The following is a 16,231-nucleotide window of genomic DNA, read 5'->3' as shown; positions in this document are numbered from 1 at the left end:
AAATTTTTCGAGCTTTCAGAAATCACAAAATATCTATAGCTCAATAAGTAAGCTCAAAGTTTTATCTTTGAGAGCATATATCCTTAAAGATTATGAAATCAGCTATTATATTGGGAGCTACTGGCCTTACTGGAAGAGCTTTACTTAACCGATTGCTTGATGATCCTAAATATAACAAGATCATCTTGTTTTCCCGATCTTCAGTTAATATTCAAAATGAAAAGATAGAGGAGCATCTTATAGACGTTTTGCAACTTCAACAGTATAAAGATTTTTTTAGGGCTGATGAAGTTTTTTGCTGCATAGGAACCACTAAGAGCCAGACACCCAATAAAGACTTGTATCACAAGATCGATTATGGTATTCCGGTAAGTGCTGCCAAACTATGCAGAGAAAATAAAATTGAGACTTTTTTGGTAATCTCTGCTTTAGGGGCCAATGCCAATAGCAAGGTTTTTTATAATAAAGTAAAAGGGGAAATGCAGCATGCAGTTTTGGAACAAGGTATCTCACGCACCTATATTTTTCAGCCTTCCTTAATTGCTGGCGATAGGGCAGAGAAGCGTTTCTTTGAGAATCTAGCCAAGCAGAGCATGAAAATAGTCAACTATTTATTAATTGGTTCTTTAAAAAAATATAGGTCGATACCTCCGGAAACTATAGCACAAGCAATGCACATTTGTGCTAATTCTGGATATTCAAAAATTTTAATCGAATCTGATGAGATTCAGCAAATAGCTTCAGCCTAATGATAGAAATAGAACGTAAATTCTTAGTGCAATCTGACGCATTTAAAAAAGAAGCATTTCAAAATACCCGAATTCTTCAGGGGTATTTAAATACCGATAAAGATAGAAGTGTACGCATTAGAATAAATGGAGACAAAGCCTATTTAACAATAAAAGGCAGTTCTTCACAAAGCGGGATGAGCAGGTTTGAATGGGAGAAAGAGATTGCTGTTGATGAAGCTGAACAACTCTTGCTGTTATGCGAACCTGGTAAGATTGAAAAAGTCCGTTATTTGGTGAAGGCCGGAAAATTTACTTTTGAGATAGATGAATTCATTGGAGAAAATGAAGGACTAATGCTTGCCGAAATTGAACTGACTTCTGAAGAAGATAGTTTTGAGAAACCGGAATGGTTGGGGAAAGAGGTAACGGGGGATGTTCGTTATTATAATTCTCAATTAAGCAGCAATCCCTATAAGAACTGGAAAGAAGGGAATTGATACTTTATAATAAAAATCAGCAGATGAAAAGAATAATTTTAGGAATAAGCGTGCTTATAAGCCTTAGTTCATGCCAGCAGAAAAAAGAAGAAGTTAAAGAATTAGAAATACCTGATTTAGAAGAACAGCCTACTTTAGAGCAACAGGTTGCAGATTTAAATGCTAATGGGCATCAAACTTTTACCTATAAAGAGGAGGATACTACCTATTTAATGCAGGAGTATTATATAGTTTTCCTGAAAAGTGGTGAAAACAGAACTCAGGATTCTCTACAAACTGCGCAGTTACAAAAACAGCATTTGGAGCATTTAGGGAGAATGGCCGATGAAGGATATGCAAGCCTGATTGGTCCATTTGGGGATGATGGAGAAATAAGGGGCATAGTGGTGTACAACACTCCTACAATGAAAATGGCCGATAGTTTGGCAAAACTTGATCCTATGGTAAAAGCCGGTCGTCTTAAAGTTGAAGTTCACCCCTGGTGGGCGGCAAAAGGTAGTAAACTGAAATAAGCTTTATTTCATGCTGGAAAACTTTAAGAATTTTCTTCAAACAAATACTGATATTACCGATGTTCAATTCGAGCAAATTGGTATGGGATTGAAATGCGAAAAAGTAGAGAAAGGAAAGTTATTGCTAAAAGAAAACCAGGTTTGTACACATTCCTTTTTTGTTGAAACAGGGCTTTTAAGAGCCTATACTCTTGATGAAAACGGTAAGGAGCACATTATACAGTTTGCACCAGAAAAGTGGATAATAAGCGATAGAAGCAGTGCCTACTTCGATGCACCTTCACAACTTTATATAGATGTTATAGAAGATGCCGAAATCATCTATTTAGAAAAGGATTTTGTGTCAAAAATCTCTGAAATAAGTCCTTCTTTCAGGATGGAAAATGAACGCTTACTGCACAACCATATTCGGCATTTACAAACCAGAATAAATTTACTTATAAGTGCCAGCGCAGAAAAGCGCTATATGCATTTCATTGAGCTCTATCCAGACCTTTTATTGCGAGTGCCGCTGTGGATGATAGCTTCCTACTTAGGAATAACCCCAGAAAGTTTAAGCAGGGTACGAAAAGAACTAGCACGTCGTAACTTTAAACCGAATTCAAAATAACTTCTTATCATACATCAATGTAATTCTTTAGAAAGCTGCTTAATTTTATAGTGTAAATTAAAAATCTATAAAAAATGGCAACAAAGAAGATAGAATTAGTTGTTTCTCCACCTGCCCCGCATATGGTGGGCGACGGATTTAGAGTGCATAACTTTATTCCGGGAGGATATCACTTAGATATGGAAAGAATGAGTCCATTTATAATGATGGATTATAACTCTAAACATTATTTTTCACCAACTACACAAGCGCGAGGGGTTGGTGTGCATCCTCATCGCGGATTTGAAACTGTGACCTTAGCGTATCAGGGTAAAATTGCGCATCATGATAGTGCTGGGAATAGTGGTGTGATTGCACAAGGTGACGTGCAGTGGATGACGGCAGCTTCGGGGATCTTACATAAAGAATACCACGAGGAGGAGTTCAGCAAAGCCGGAGGAGATTTCCAAATGGTGCAGCTATGGGTGAATCTACCGGCAAAATATAAAATGACTCCGCCTAAATATCAGGGAATAGCTAATGCCGATATCAATAAAGTAACACTTCCTAACAATGCAGGAATTGTTGAGGTTATTGCCGGCGAATATCATGGCACTAAAGGTTCAGCTTCCACCTTCACTCCTGTGCACATGCAAAATGCAAAGTTGAACGAAGGGGGTAAAGTGAAATTTAGTTTTCCAGCCAATTATAATACCGTTATTCTTGTAATTGAAGGGGAAGTGAAGGTAAACAATGAAGAAACTGTGGGCACTGATAAATTGGTGTTATTCGAGAATGAAGGTGAAGATTTTAGTATTGAAGCCACGGAAGATGCAATAGTGTTGGTTTTAAGTGGAGAACCAATTGATGAGCCTATAGCAGCACATGGTCCTTTTGTAATGAACACTCAACAGGAGATCATCCAGGCATTTAATGATGTTAATATGGGAAAATTCGGATATCTTGAATAAGTATCGAACCAATTTTATTTAAACAAAACAGCCCCAAACTTTTAAAAGTTTGGGGCTGTCCCTTTCAACAATTAACATAAAACAAATTATCTCCAGCCGCCGCCAAGGGCTCTGTATAACTCTACCATTGCTTCGAGCTGACTGAATTTAGCATTTACCATATCAATTTGAGAGTTTAAACTGTTTTGTCTGGCAATTAATACCTCTAAATAGTTTACAAGTCCATTATCCAGTAGCTCTTCTGAATATCCTGTAGCTTTATTGTAAGCATCGAACTCTAAAGATTTTACTTCTATTTTCTGGGTGTTATATTGATAGGCGTATAATGCATCAGAAACTTCTTTTCCCGCATTAAGTAGCGCACGTTGAAAATTCAATTTAGCTTCTTCTTGTCTTGCTTGAGAAACCTCGTATTCGGTTCTAATCCTTCTTCCGTTAAAGATAGGTTGCGTTAAAGAACCAACCATACTTGCAAACAGAGAATTTACATCAAATAGTTTTTCCAGATCCAGACTTTGAAATCCTCCGGAAGCGGTTATCTGTAAGGAAGGATAGAAATTACTTTTTGCCACATTGGTAAGTTCAAAAGCATTGATCAAATTATATTCTGCCTCCAAAATATCCGGGCGGTTACTTAATAATTGGGCAGGGATCCCAATATTTAAATCGCTAGTAATAATTTGATTTTCTAAGCTTCCTCGTTCTAAAGCCTGTGGAGCCTGACCTAATAAAATAGAGAGGGAATTTTCCTGAACTCTAATTTGATTCTCAATATCCAGTAAGAGTGCTTTTGCCGTATTTAATTGAGCTTCGGTCTGTTTTACGCCCACTTCTGTTAAATTTCCTGCCTCTTTTAGGGCTTGAGTGGTTTCTAAGCTTTCACTTCTCGTATCTATAGTTTCAAGGGTAATTTTTCTTTGTTCATCTAAAGCCAAAAGTTGGTAATAAGTAGTAGCAATAGAAGCGATCAATCTGGTTTTAACAGCTTGATGCGCAGCAACGCTTTGAAGATATGAAGCATCGAAAGCGCGTTTATTACTGCGAATCTTCCCCCATATATCTGCTTCCCATGAAAGGTTGGCTGCAACTTCATACTGGGTAAAATTACCAATAGCTGCTTGATTAGGGTTTGAATTTTTGGAGAACTCCTGACGGGAAACACCCGTACTTGCTCCTAAAGTTGGTAGATATCCAGACTTACCCTGGTTCACATAAGCTTCTGCAGCTAGAATTTGTTGTAAAGCAATTCTAATATCCAGATTGTTTTGTAAACCTTCTTCAATATAAGATGCTAGAATTGGGTCGGTAAAAAGTTCTCTCCAAGATACCTCTGCCATACTCAAACTATCTTGAGGTATGGCATCGGTTCTAAAAAGATTTTCTTGAGGGACAAGTGCCTCTTCTCTTTTATAATCTTTTGCAACAAAACACGCTTGGAAAAGCAAAGGAATGGCTGCGATTAGAAAAGATTTATATAGGGTAAGCTTTTTCATATATAAAAGCATTAATATTTTGAAATTGATTGAGTGTCCGGTTTTGGTTTTCTGCTGATCTTTTCTTGTAAACTTTGGAATACTATAAAGAAGATAGGGGTTACAAATACTCCCAAAATAGTTCCTACTAAAAGTCCTCCTACCGCACCGGTACCAATAGATCTGTTTCCTATAGCTCCCACTCCGTTAGCAAGCACCAATGGCATCAAACCAAGAATAAAGGCGAAAGAAGTCATTAGTATAGGTCGAAGTCGAACTCGCGCGGCATCTATAGCAGCATCGACAATGCTCATTCCATCCTTTCGTCTTTGAACAGCAAATTCAACTATTAAAATCGCATTTTTTGCGAGTAAGCCCAGAAGCATGATAAGCGCAATCTGGAAGAAGATGTTATTTTCTAATCCTGCAAATTTTATAGTTAGAAAAGCTCCCATAATTCCCACAGGTAAAGTCAGCAATACTGAAAATGGGATGAGATAACTTTCATACTGTGCGGCCAATAAGAAATACACAAACACTAAACTTAATAGAAAAATGGTAGAAGCCTGTCCTCCTGATGCGATCTCCTCTCGGGTCAAACCGGAATAGGCAATATCATAACCTTCAGGCAAGGTTTCTTCTGCTAATTGATCTATTTGTGCAATGGCATCTCCTGAACTAAATCCGGGGGCTGCAGAACCATTGAGCGTAACGGCATTAAAAAGGTTGAACCTATTCACCGATTGTGGTCCATATACTCTTTCCAAAGTGATAAATTCACTTATTGGAGCCATTTGCCCCTGATTATTTCTCACAAACATCTTACTGAGATCATCCGGCGTGGCTCTATCGTTTGGTAAACTTTGAATATATACTCGGTATTGTTTTCCAAAGCGACTGAAATCTGCTGCGAAAATTCCTCCTACATACCCTTGCAACGATCTCAAAATGTCACTAACCGATACTCCCGCGCGTTTTGCTGTAGCAATGTTGATATCGATTTGATATTGAGGGAAATTGGTACTAAACGAATTGGAAGCAAAGGCTATCTCATTCTTTTGAATAAGTGCACCGGTAAAATCGGAAGCTACCTTATCCAGTTCATTGAAACTTCCTCCTGTTCTGTCTAACAACTTAGCTTCAAATCCGTCTGAAGACCCAAAACCGGGAATACTTGGCGGTTGGAAGAAAATCACTTTCGCATCCGGGGCATTCATTGCCGCCAGTTTATTGAGTTGGGCAGTGATACTTTCTATGCTAATATCGTCGTGGGTCCTTTTATCCCATGTATCCAGAGGTATAAATCCGAGGGCATAAGATCCACCTGCACCAGAGAAAAAGTTTCTACCATTAATCATCGAAGCACCACGTACTCCGGGTATCTTGATAATCTCCTTGTATAAAGTTTCAGTTACTTGAGCGGTACGATCCATAGAAGCGCCTTCCGGCAATTCAAGGTTCATAAAGATGATTCCTCTGTCTTCTGTAGGAACAAATCCCGTAGGTGTAGATTTTGCCGCCCAAAATGTAGCTGCAATAGCAGCTATCAATACTAGAGCTGTAATCCATTTATGCGAGGTAAGAAATTGTACTCCTCGTACATATTTTCTGGTGGAAGCTGCAAAGCCTGTATTAAATGCATCGTAAAAACGTTGAAGAAAAGTTTTTTTCTTTTCGCCTTCCTCTTGATGAGGTTTTAAGAAAATAGCACATAACGCAGGACTTAAAGTAAGAGCATTTACTGCAGAAATAATTACAGCAATAATTAAGGTTACCCCAAATTGTTGATAGAATACCCCTGTTGGACCAGTTAGAAATGTTACCGGTATAAATACTGCTGCCATTACAAGCGTTATAGAGATAATAGCACCTGAGATCTCACCCATGGCTGAAATACTGGCTTCTTCAGCAGTTTTGGCGCCGCCTTCAATCTTGGCATATACGGCCTCTACCACCACAATCGCGTCATCTACCACAATTCCAATGGCCAGTACAAGCGCAAACAAGGTAAGCAGGTTGATACTATACCCTAATAAATTCAAGAAGAAAAATGTTCCGATAATTGAAACCGGAACAGCTATTACCGGGATAACGGTAGCTTTTACATCTTGCAAGAAGATGAATACAACTATAAACACCAATAAAAAGGCTTCTATTAAAGTTACGGTTACCTTATCTATGGATGCTGTTAAGAAATCGTTTGTGTTGTAATTGATGAAATAATTAACCCCCTCCGGAAAATCCTTTTTTAGGGATTCTAATTTAACTTGAATGTCCTCAATGATTTCCTGAGCATTAGAACCCGGAGTTTGAAAAATCCCCACGTTAACACCAGGATTTCCATTCACCAATGCTTTAGAAGAATAACCTTGTGCATCCAGTTCTACCTCGGCAACATCCTGTAATCTTAGTATCTGTCCGTTGTCCAGAGCCTTTAAAATAATATCTCCGTATTCCTCGGCAGTCTTATATCTTCCTTTATACCGAAGCACATATTCAAAATTCTGACCGCTATTTTGTCCTATAGAACCTGCAGCAGCCTCTAAACTCTGCTCGCTTAATGCGGCAGAAACATCGGAAGGAACCAGGCTATAGGAAGCCATTTTTTCAGGATCTAACCAAATTCTGATAGCGTAATTCTTCCCACCAAAAGATCGGGCTTCCCCAACCCCATTAATCCTTTGTAACTCAGGAATAATGTTGATATTCATATAATTTTCAAGATACGTACCATCATATTCGTCATTTTCAGAATAGATAGAGAAATACATCAGGGCACTTGTTTGTTGTTTTTGAACAATAATCCCATTTTGGATCACGGCCTGTGGTAATAAGGCATTGGCTCTGGATACTCTGTTTTGCACATTCACCGCAGCAATGTCGGGATCGGTGTCCTGATCAAAGAAAACCTGTATGCTGGCCGAACCATCGTTGCTGGCAGTAGAAGTTATATAGGTCATTCCTTCAACCCCATTAATTTGTTCTTCTATAGGAATTATAACACTTTCTAAGATAGTTTCAGCATTCGCTCCGGGATATCCGGCACTAACTTGTACCGTGGGAGGAGCAATATCGGGATATTGAGTTACTGGTAATGTGGTAAGTGAGATCACTCCTAAAATTAATAATAAGAGAGAGATCACGGTAGAGAGTACCGGTCGTTGTATAAAAGTTTTAAGCATATTTTTTATTTAAATACCGGTTCAAATGAATTAGTGATGCTGTCTATGCTGGTAAGTTGGGGCTGTATCATCATTCCCGATTTTACTTTTCCAACTCCTTTAGCCAGGATTTCATCGTTGTTGTTCAGTCCGGAAATAACTACGCTAAGATTATCCACTTTAGCGGCTATCTCTACAGCGGCAGTGTAAATACTATCGTTTTCTGCTACTTTATAAACAAAGGTCTTGCCTTGTCTTTCAAAAGTTGAAAGTGTAGGTACTACTAATACATCTTTATAAATTTCGGGAATAAGAATACTCACACTACTACCGTTTCTAAGCAAACCTTGAGAATTGCTGAACTTTGCCCTGAAAGTTACACTTCCGGTTTGAGCATTGATATCTCCCGAAATTGTTTCGATCTTTCCTGCTTCACTATATTCCGATCCATCTGCAAGCAATAATTTGATCTCTGGCAGATTGGCAATTTTCTCTTCTAGACTTGCTCCTTCGGCATTTTTAGAAAAGCCAATAAAGTCTTTTTCATTCATGGAAAAATTGGCGTAAACCTCAGCAATGTCTGATACTGTAGTGAGTGCTCTTGGATCTTGCGCGCTAACCAAAGCGCCTTCTCTAAAATTGATGGAACCCACCACGCCTTCTACGGGGCTTTTTACTCTGGCATAATCAATATTAGCTGCAATACTATTATAAGCACTTTTTGCCTGGGCAAGTTTAGCCTTGGCAGTTTCCAATTGAACAGAACTAATAATATTTTTATCAACCAACGGCTTTAATTTATCAACCTCAACCTGTGCAGCTTTTACATTCGCATTAGCAGCTGAGGCATCCTGACTTAAAGACTGGGTCTCTAAGCGGAACAATAATTGGCCTTTTTTAACACGCTGACCTTCTTGCACAGCTACTTCCTGAATATATCCGCTAACTTTTGGACGAATCTCACTACTTATAGTACCTTCAACCCTAGCTGGATATGTTTTATAAGAAGTTACATCTCTACTGGAAACCTTTACAGTTGGGAACGCACCTGGAGCTGCTTGTGCCTGAGGCTGTGCTCCTGAGTCATTACATGCGGTGAAAAATACGAGCATGCCAATGGCGGTAAGGGAGATATATAAAAATTTACTTGTTCTCATTCTGTATTTCTTTTTGGATGATTTTATTTTTAAGTTTTTGTACTGAAGCGCTAACCTCCTCTAAGAACTGAAGGTAATCTTGGTGGAATTCTAAGTCGAATTCATGTTCTAAAGAGGTTTCTTCAAGTGTATTTACCAATTCTTTGTACTCTAAAGCCTCTTTATGAATATCATATTGTGAATTCCATTTTTGAAGCATCTCATCCATTACCTGAATAAGCCTATTGGGAGCTACGGTAAAATATCGCTTTCTGTCTCCGGTCTTGGTATAGTAATTTGCTCTTCCAGAGACTTGAAGGGTGTTTAAATGAGTACAGATAGTACTTTTGCTGGCACAAAGATCTGTAACCAGTTGTTCGAAAGTAATACCTTTCTTTCCCGTTAAAATGAGGGTTGAAAATATTCTGGCTTCAAGTGGCGCCATATTATCCTCATTTTCCAGGTACACTCCCATGCGCTCAATAAGCTGGTTCTTTCTGGAAATTATTTCTGCCTTTTTCATAAAAAAATAATAAGGCAGCAAAATTAGGATTAGTTCGGGAAATACCGAACTAATCAAAACTTAATTTTGTGTTAATTAATTTTATTTGTCTCGCAGTAAGTTGAGGTCGGAAGATTTTATTACGTACCCCAAGCGAATCATGCTGGTATATTCTCTATAATCGATAAGACTTTCTGAATGTCCGGCAAACCATTCTAACATTAAATATTGGTTGGAGGAATTGTTGAATAATTTATAGAGTAGCCTACTGCTTATTGCTCCCCGCCAATCTTTAAGACCTTTCCTAATCGTGATATCTGTTATAAGTTTGTCTTCAACAATATGGTATTCAAATTTTGCTTCACCCAAACCAACATAGTCAAGGATATCAGCGTTACTTTCTTTATAAGCAAATGGTAGCCAGCCTCGAAGGATTAGCATTCCATGTCTACCCACCATAGTGCTATACGTTAATGTAAATCTATTCCAGCTTCGACTAGCAATACTATCTCTTCCATTAGACTCGTGTTCCATTTTAAATTCTGCTAGTCCCACAATTTTATCATTTTTATTAAAAACAGGTTTTCCCACGCCCACTCCCGGGTTGAAGTTGACTTCCGCAAAGGGGCTAGATCTTTTGTAAACGTCCCAAAATGCTTTTTGAGAATAGGTGAGGAATAAATAGGAATTAAAGGGTAGGGTTGCCCTTGTCACCATTTGTTTAAAACTAATTTGATATTTTATATCTGAATTTTGTTTTGTAATTTCTTTATTGGTGGGAACTCCTGAAATAAAATAGTTGTCCTGATAGATAGAAAATGAAGGCATACTTTTAATAGTATCCTTAATCTCTTCTCTGGATCGACTTTGAGCCTGCGTTTTTATTGATGATGTACAGAGTATGATAAAAACTATGAGAGTGGAGGTAAGGTAAAACTGCTTATTTACAAGTTGATCTTTAAAATTCATAGTGTTCTTTTTGGGAAAAAAATATAATAAAAGAATATCCAGACATTATAAAACAGGTGTTTATTTAAAAATGAAAAAGCCCGCTGGTTTTTCAATCAGGGGCTTTAGACGTGGGTTATTATGAAAGTTTACTTCTCATTTTCAGGTTTCGCCTCATTTTGCTTGTAGATACCTATGGTTAGTTCTCCTTCTTTGTTCATACTAGCCCGATACATCCCTGCCGAATTAAATTCCATAGCGATATTTCCTTTTTTGTCTATGGCTATAATTCCACCTTCGCCACCAAGTTCTGTTAGTTTATCCTGAATTACAACTTGCGCCGCCTCTTCCAGACTCATTTTCTTGTATTCCATCATAGCTGAAATATCATAGGCAACCACTCCTCTAATAAAATATTCTCCCCAGCCCGTGCTTGATACGGCACAAGTAGCATTGTTAGCATAGGTTCCTGCTCCAATAATTGGCACATCTCCTATTCTGTTCCATTTTTTATTGGTCATTCCTCCGGTAGAAGTTCCCGCTGCCAGATTTCCATTCTTATCTAATGCCACACAGCCTACGGTTCCAAATTTAGATTCTTTGATAAACGGGTCGTAAAATGCAGTTTGATTATTTAGGCTATCTGCTTTCCTTTTCTCAGCTTCTTTTACTTTCTGAAGGGATTGAAATCTATTTTCTGTATAGAAATAGGAAGGATCTACCAATTCGAGTCCGCGTTCTTTTGCAAATTGCTCTGCTCCCTTTCCCGATAATAATACATGGGGTGAATGCTCCATTACCTGAAAAGCTAAATTGATGGGGTTTTTAACAGTGGTAACTCCGGCAACGGCTCCCGCGTTCAATGTTTCACCATCCATAATTGCGGCATCCATTTGGTTGGTTTCATCGTTTGCAAAAACAGCACCTTTCCCCGCATTGAATAGCGGAGAATCTTCCAGGATGTTAATAGTTTTTTGTACCGCTTCCAAAGAAGTACCTCCGTTTTTTAAAATATCATGGCCTGTTTGTATAGCCTCCTCCAAAACAATTTTATAGGCGTTTTCGAGAGAGTCTGTCATATTCTCTTTTAATATAGTCCCCGCACCACCGTGCAGTACGATTCCAAAATTATCGGTTTCCACCTTATCCGAAGTGGGAACTGGATCGGGTTGACCTATTGGTTTTTTTTCTTCGGAAGCATTATTGCATGCAAAAGCCACTGTTAGGCAGCAAAGAAGTAGTAATTTTTTCATATTTGAAGCGGTTAAACTATAATATATAAAAGTAGCAAAAATACTCTTAGCCTGAGATTCTTATCTTGAAATGCGTGAGCGATAGCAACGAAAAGCCCGTAGTCCCGTCCCGATAACTATCGGGGTAGGACGAGGACTTGAAGTGAATAGTGCGGTGCTTTTAAGCACACGCCAAAAACATTTTGAGATGCATAACAGCTATCTGTATGAGAATGTTTAATTTTAGGGAAAAGAAAAATTAAAAAATGGCTATCAATAAACCTTTCAATCTCCATACCTGGATAGAACAAAACAGAGAGTTGTTAAAGCCCCCTGTTGGAAATAAGAATATTTACAAAGAATCAGACGATTATATCGTGATGATTGTAGGTGGCCCCAATGCCCGTAAGGATTATCATTATAATGAAACAGAAGAACTCTTCTATCAACTGGAAGGGAATATAGAAGTGCATGTACAGGAAGATGGGGAGAAACGCACCATGCAATTAGGCCCGGGCGATATGTACCTTCATCCGGCCAAAGTACCGCATTCTCCTGTTAGGCATGACGGATCTATTGGCTTAGTTGTAGAACGTAAGCGGTTAGGAGAAGGTGGCAAGGATGGCCTGCTGTGGTTCTGCGATAACTGCAATCATAAACTACATGAAGTATATTTTCCATTGGAAAATATTGAAACCGATTTTTTAAAGCATTTTAAACATTTTTATGGCAGTAAAGAACTACGAACCTGTGATAAGTGTGGAACAGTGATGCCGGTAGACGAGCGTTTTACGGCTTCAGAAGGATAAGCATTAGTAAACTAAGCTTTTTCTTAAATATTTTTTATTTTCGCAAGGAACAAACAATTTTATAGATAAAAAGATAAATTTAATGAGTGATATAGCTGAAAAATTTGGAATTAAACAAGCCTTGAAAGACCTGGGTCTTGCTGATATAAATGACGGTACTTCTACCGGGAGTGATTTCTTTGGGAGCGGAGAACTTATAGAATCCTATTCGCCAGTAGATGGCGCTTTAATAGGAAAAGTGAAAGCTACTACAAAGGAGGATTATGAAAGGGTAATGAGTGCTGCAACCGAGGGTTTTAAGACCTGGAGAAGTATGCCGGCCCCACAAAGAGGAGAAATTGTTAGAAAGTTCAATGAAGAACTTCGCCGCTTGAAAGAGCCGTTAGGAAGGTTAGTTTCCTATGAAATGGGAAAATCGTATCAGGAGGGATTGGGAGAAGTGCAGGAAATGATCGATATCTGTGATTTTGCAGTAGGGCTTTCGCGACAGTTATACGGTCTTACCATGCATTCTGAACGTCCCGGACACAGAATGTATGAGCAATACCACCCGTTAGGTGTAGTTGGAATTATATCTGCATTTAATTTTCCGGTTGCAGTATGGTCCTGGAATACTGCGTTGGCATGGGTATGTGGAGATGCCTGTGTATGGAAAGGTTCTGAAAAAACTCCTGTAACCTCGGTAGCCTGCCAGAAAATCGCTGCCAGAGTATTTAAAGAGAACGGAGTGCCGGAAGGAATTTCTTGTCTGGTAACCGGTGATTATAAAGTGGGAGAGATGATGACTTCTGATAAAAGAATGCCGCTTATTTCAGCTACAGGGTCTACCAGAATGGGAAAGATCGTGGCTTCAAAAGTAGCAGAACGTCTTGGAAAAACCTTATTGGAACTGGGAGGGAATAATGCCATTATAGTAACTCCAGACGCCGATATAAAAATGACCGTTATTGGTGCTGTGTTTGGCGCGGTAGGTACAGCAGGGCAGCGTTGTACTTCAACTAGAAGACTTATCATTCATGAATCTATGTATGATAAGGTGAAAGATGCTATTGTTGCAGCTTATAAGCAGTTAAAAATTGGAAATCCTTTAGATGAAAAAAACCATGTAGGGCCACTTATTGATAAAGATGCTGTAAAAAACTATCAAAATGCGTTGACCAAAGTAGTTGAAGAAGGCGGAAATCTTATAGTTGAAGGCGGTGTATTACAAGGTGAAGGTTACGAAAGCGGTTGCTATGTAAAACCTGCAATTGCCGAAGCGGAAAATAGCTTTGAGATCGTACAGCATGAAACTTTTGCTCCTGTGCTTTATATGATGAAGTACTCAGGTTCTGTGGAAAATGCCATTGATCTTCAGAATGGAGTAAATCAAGGACTTTCTTCAGCAATTATGACCAATAATTTAAGAGAAGCAGAGTATTTTCTTTCTGTAAATGGATCAGATTGTGGAATTGCAAATGTAAATATTGGAACCAGTGGTGCTGAGATTGGTGGAGCCTTTGGTGGAGAGAAAGAAACTGGTGGAGGTCGTGAATCTGGATCGGATGCATGGAAAGTGTATATGAGAAGGCAAACCAACACCATTAATTATACTACCGAGTTGCCATTGGCACAAGGAATCAAATTTGATCTATAAATTAAATTTTATAGCTAAAAAAAACCGCTTCGAAAGAGGCGGTTTTTTCTATTTGATAGCTTTCCATTTTCACAAAATTGGTCAAACGGAAGTTATCTCCGAATCTGTCAATAGTTCTTCCTGCCTTAATCTTAGAATTATCTGGGCAATTGCAATAACATCTTTTTCGCAATAGGTAATTATTCTGTTCACTTCCCGGCTTTCATAAAAAACATCGCGCACTTCAGAGCCATCAATATCATCTTTTGGGGAGGTAATTCCCAAGACATTGGTAAGCAATTTAAGAGAAGTGTAATGTTTATAATCTCCAAATTTCCACAGTTCTAAAGTGTCTAGATGGGGGACTTCCCAGGGTTTTTTTCCGAAAAGATCCAATTTCGCCGGTAGTGGCAGGTTATGAATGAGCATTCGTCTGGCAATGAAAGGAAAATCAAATTCTTTACCATTATGAGCGCATAACAAATGATGAGGTTTATAAAAGTGCTTTTCCAGCAGATTAGAAAATTCCAGTAATAGGTTTTCTTCTCTTCCTTTAAAGGTGGTAAGCCTGAAATGCCTATTTCCTTCTTTTATATTGAAGAAGCCTACAGAAATACACACGATCTTTCCAAATTCTGCCCAAATCCCTGCGCGCTTATAGAATTCTTCAGCAGTTATTTCTTCCTTTCTTTGATACTGGGATTTTTCTTCCCATAATCTTTGTTTTTCAGGAGTTAAACTCTGAAAAGACCTTTCTTCAGGCACTGTTTCAATGTCTAAAAAAAGAATATGTTCTAAATTGAGTCTACGAAGCATTGTGCAGCATTATTGAAATTTATTCAAATACATATAAAATTGAGTATTGGCGTCGGGGCTATTAAAAATACTTATTTTTTTAAAGCTGCGGTGAATTTTAATATAAAAAAGAGAGGGAGAAATCAGTTAGAATAATTCGGTTTGGATAGGTGGTGTCTCAAGTTCTAACAACCACTTTTTACGCCACAATCCACCAGCATACCCTGTTAACGAACCATCGCTACCAATAACTCTATGGCAAGGAATTACTATCCATAACGGATTCTTACCATTGGCTGCTGCTGCAGCGCGTATAGCTTTTATATCGCCAAGCTGTTTGGTAAGATCCGTATAAGAACAGGTTTTTCCATACGGGATAGTGAGTAAAGCTTCCCAAACTCGTTTTTGAAAATCGGTTCCTTCCGGATTCAATTTTAAATCGAATTCTCTAAGTTCTCCTTTAAAATAAGAGTCAAGTTGGGCCACGGCATCCTTTAAAGAATGGGGAATCTCTTGGTCTTCGGTAATATCCTCCTTAGTAATACTAATTCTTGAAATACCTCTTTCGTCTCCAAAGATCTCGGTAGTCCCTAAAGGGGTTTTAAGTTGTGCTTTTAAAGAGGGAGTATTACTCATCAGGTATAAATTGAAAATGTAATTTAGGGAATAACAGGAAAACTTGCTAAGGATAAGAAATAAAAAAGCTGCTGTAAATTAAATTACAGCAGCTTTTTTAAGTTGAAAGTTGATACTATTAAGCTGAAAGGCTTGTGCTAATAAGCTTCTCCCATTTTCCTGCTATAAACAATTGGGTTTCGGCATTTAAACTGTTGTTATCATCTTCATCATAAAAGACAATTTCAGTAACCTTTTCCTTCTTGTTTTTAAGCAACTCCAGACTTATATGAGTAATTGCCGTTTTGTTTTTTGGAGCATTTGGAAGAGGAATTCCCTTTTGAGAAATATGACCGGTGGTATCTTGTAGATCGATTACATTAAAGCTCATGTTATTTTCCGGTTCCATTACAATCAATTTTTTTGATTTTGAATCTAAGCCCAGAATTAAGAGGTTAGAAAGTTCAATATGATCTAAATTCATATTATGCTGTGCACTTAAGTTTTTCAATTCTTTTAAGCGCTTTTTATCTTTATTAGATTGTTTATAGATCATAAATAAGATCGGGCCAATAAACGCCACTAGTAATAATAAGCCTATTGTGGCTGAAGAGTTATCCATTTTTTATTTTTTTTAATGATTTTT

Annotated in this window: 16 protein-coding genes; 7 read left to right on the top strand and 9 right to left on the bottom strand. The window is 38.1% G+C overall.

Features of this window, described 5'->3' with window-relative positions; genetic code table 11:
* The first annotated feature begins 92 nt into the window (after positions 1-92).
* The 5 genes from L1I30_RS02600 (at position 93) to L1I30_RS02580 (ending at position 3,300) form a co-directional block, all read left to right on the top strand.
* Complete coding sequence (locus L1I30_RS02600) at positions 93-749, top strand: NAD-dependent epimerase/dehydratase family protein (RefSeq protein WP_236132689.1); 657 nt, start codon at positions 93-95, stop codon at positions 747-749.
* A complete protein-coding gene (locus L1I30_RS02595; protein WP_236132688.1) occupies positions 749-1,228 on the top strand; it encodes a CYTH domain-containing protein in 480 nt (159 codons plus the stop codon). Before L1I30_RS02600 ends, L1I30_RS02595 begins: the two co-directional genes overlap by 1 nt.
* A gap of 23 nt (positions 1,229-1,251) precedes the next feature.
* Positions 1,252-1,740 carry a YciI family protein gene (locus L1I30_RS02590; protein ID WP_236132687.1) on the top strand — a complete coding sequence of 163 codons (489 nt, stop codon included), beginning with the start codon at positions 1,252-1,254 and terminating at the stop codon, positions 1,738-1,740.
* Between the two features lie 10 nt (positions 1,741-1,750).
* Positions 1,751-2,350 (top strand): Crp/Fnr family transcriptional regulator, encoded by a 600-nt coding sequence (locus tag L1I30_RS02585; RefSeq protein WP_236132686.1) that lies wholly within the window; start codon positions 1,751-1,753, stop codon positions 2,348-2,350.
* A 74-nt stretch (positions 2,351-2,424) separates the two neighbouring features.
* A complete protein-coding gene (locus L1I30_RS02580; RefSeq protein ID WP_236132685.1) occupies positions 2,425-3,300 on the top strand; it encodes a pirin family protein in 876 nt (291 codons plus the stop codon).
* Positions 3,301-3,386: 86 nt separating this feature from the next.
* On the opposite strand, the gene L1I30_RS02575 is transcribed toward L1I30_RS02580, so the two are convergent.
* The 6 genes from L1I30_RS02575 to L1I30_RS02550 all read right to left on the bottom strand — a co-directional run bounded on the left by L1I30_RS02575 (position 3,387) and on the right by L1I30_RS02550 (position 11,772).
* A complete protein-coding gene (locus tag L1I30_RS02575; RefSeq protein WP_236132684.1) occupies positions 3,387-4,793 on the bottom strand; it encodes an efflux transporter outer membrane subunit in 1,407 nt (468 codons plus the stop codon).
* A gap of 11 nt (positions 4,794-4,804) precedes the next feature.
* A complete protein-coding gene (locus L1I30_RS02570) occupies positions 4,805-7,954 on the bottom strand; it encodes an efflux RND transporter permease subunit (protein ID WP_236132683.1) in 3,150 nt (1,049 codons plus the stop codon).
* A 5-nt stretch (positions 7,955-7,959) separates the two neighbouring features.
* The gene (locus L1I30_RS02565) at positions 7,960-9,090 is read right to left on the bottom strand and encodes an efflux RND transporter periplasmic adaptor subunit (protein ID WP_236132682.1); all 1,131 of its coding nucleotides are present in this window, start codon (positions 9,088-9,090) and stop codon (positions 7,960-7,962) included.
* Positions 9,077-9,592: a GbsR/MarR family transcriptional regulator gene (locus tag L1I30_RS02560; RefSeq protein WP_236132681.1), complete on the bottom strand. Its 516-nt coding sequence runs from the start codon at positions 9,590-9,592 to the stop codon at positions 9,077-9,079. The genes L1I30_RS02565 and L1I30_RS02560 overlap by 14 nt, the downstream gene beginning before the upstream one ends.
* Positions 9,593-9,673: 81 nt before the next feature.
* Positions 9,674-10,540: a phospholipase A gene (locus tag L1I30_RS02555; RefSeq protein WP_236132680.1), complete on the bottom strand. Its 867-nt coding sequence runs from the start codon at positions 10,538-10,540 to the stop codon at positions 9,674-9,676.
* A 128-nt stretch (positions 10,541-10,668) separates the two neighbouring features.
* Positions 10,669-11,772, bottom strand: a complete 1,104-nt coding sequence (locus L1I30_RS02550; RefSeq protein WP_236132679.1) for an isoaspartyl peptidase/L-asparaginase family protein — start codon at positions 11,770-11,772, stop codon at positions 10,669-10,671.
* Between the two features lie 245 nt (positions 11,773-12,017).
* Between L1I30_RS02550 and L1I30_RS02545 the strand changes: the two genes are divergently transcribed.
* Positions 12,018-12,560 (top strand): 3-hydroxyanthranilate 3,4-dioxygenase, encoded by a 543-nt coding sequence (locus tag L1I30_RS02545; RefSeq protein ID WP_236132678.1) that lies wholly within the window; start codon positions 12,018-12,020, stop codon positions 12,558-12,560.
* Between the two features lie 82 nt (positions 12,561-12,642).
* The gene (amaB, locus tag L1I30_RS02540; protein WP_236132677.1) at positions 12,643-14,196 is read left to right on the top strand and encodes an L-piperidine-6-carboxylate dehydrogenase; all 1,554 of its coding nucleotides are present in this window, start codon (positions 12,643-12,645) and stop codon (positions 14,194-14,196) included.
* 81 nt (positions 14,197-14,277) lie between these two features.
* Here amaB and L1I30_RS02535 read toward each other — a convergent pair whose 3' ends face one another.
* The 3 genes from L1I30_RS02535 to L1I30_RS02525 all read right to left on the bottom strand — a co-directional run bounded on the left by L1I30_RS02535 (position 14,278) and on the right by L1I30_RS02525 (position 16,207).
* Entirely contained in the window at positions 14,278-14,991 is a 714-nt protein-coding gene (locus L1I30_RS02535) for a 3'-5' exonuclease (RefSeq protein WP_236132676.1), read from the bottom strand.
* Between the two features lie 126 nt (positions 14,992-15,117).
* Positions 15,118-15,606, bottom strand: coding sequence for a methylated-DNA--[protein]-cysteine S-methyltransferase (locus L1I30_RS02530; protein ID WP_236132675.1), 489 nt, complete (start codon positions 15,604-15,606; stop codon positions 15,118-15,120).
* 118 nt (positions 15,607-15,724) lie between these two features.
* The gene (locus tag L1I30_RS02525) at positions 15,725-16,207 is read right to left on the bottom strand and encodes a hypothetical protein (protein ID WP_236132674.1); all 483 of its coding nucleotides are present in this window, start codon (positions 16,205-16,207) and stop codon (positions 15,725-15,727) included.
* Positions 16,208-16,231: the final 24 nt, after the last annotated feature.

The sequence above is a fragment of the Gillisia lutea genome (genome assembly GCF_021568705.1).
GTDB lineage: Bacteria > Bacteroidota > Bacteroidia > Flavobacteriales > Flavobacteriaceae > Gillisia > Gillisia lutea.
This window is presented reverse-complemented; position numbering and strand designations above follow the sequence as displayed.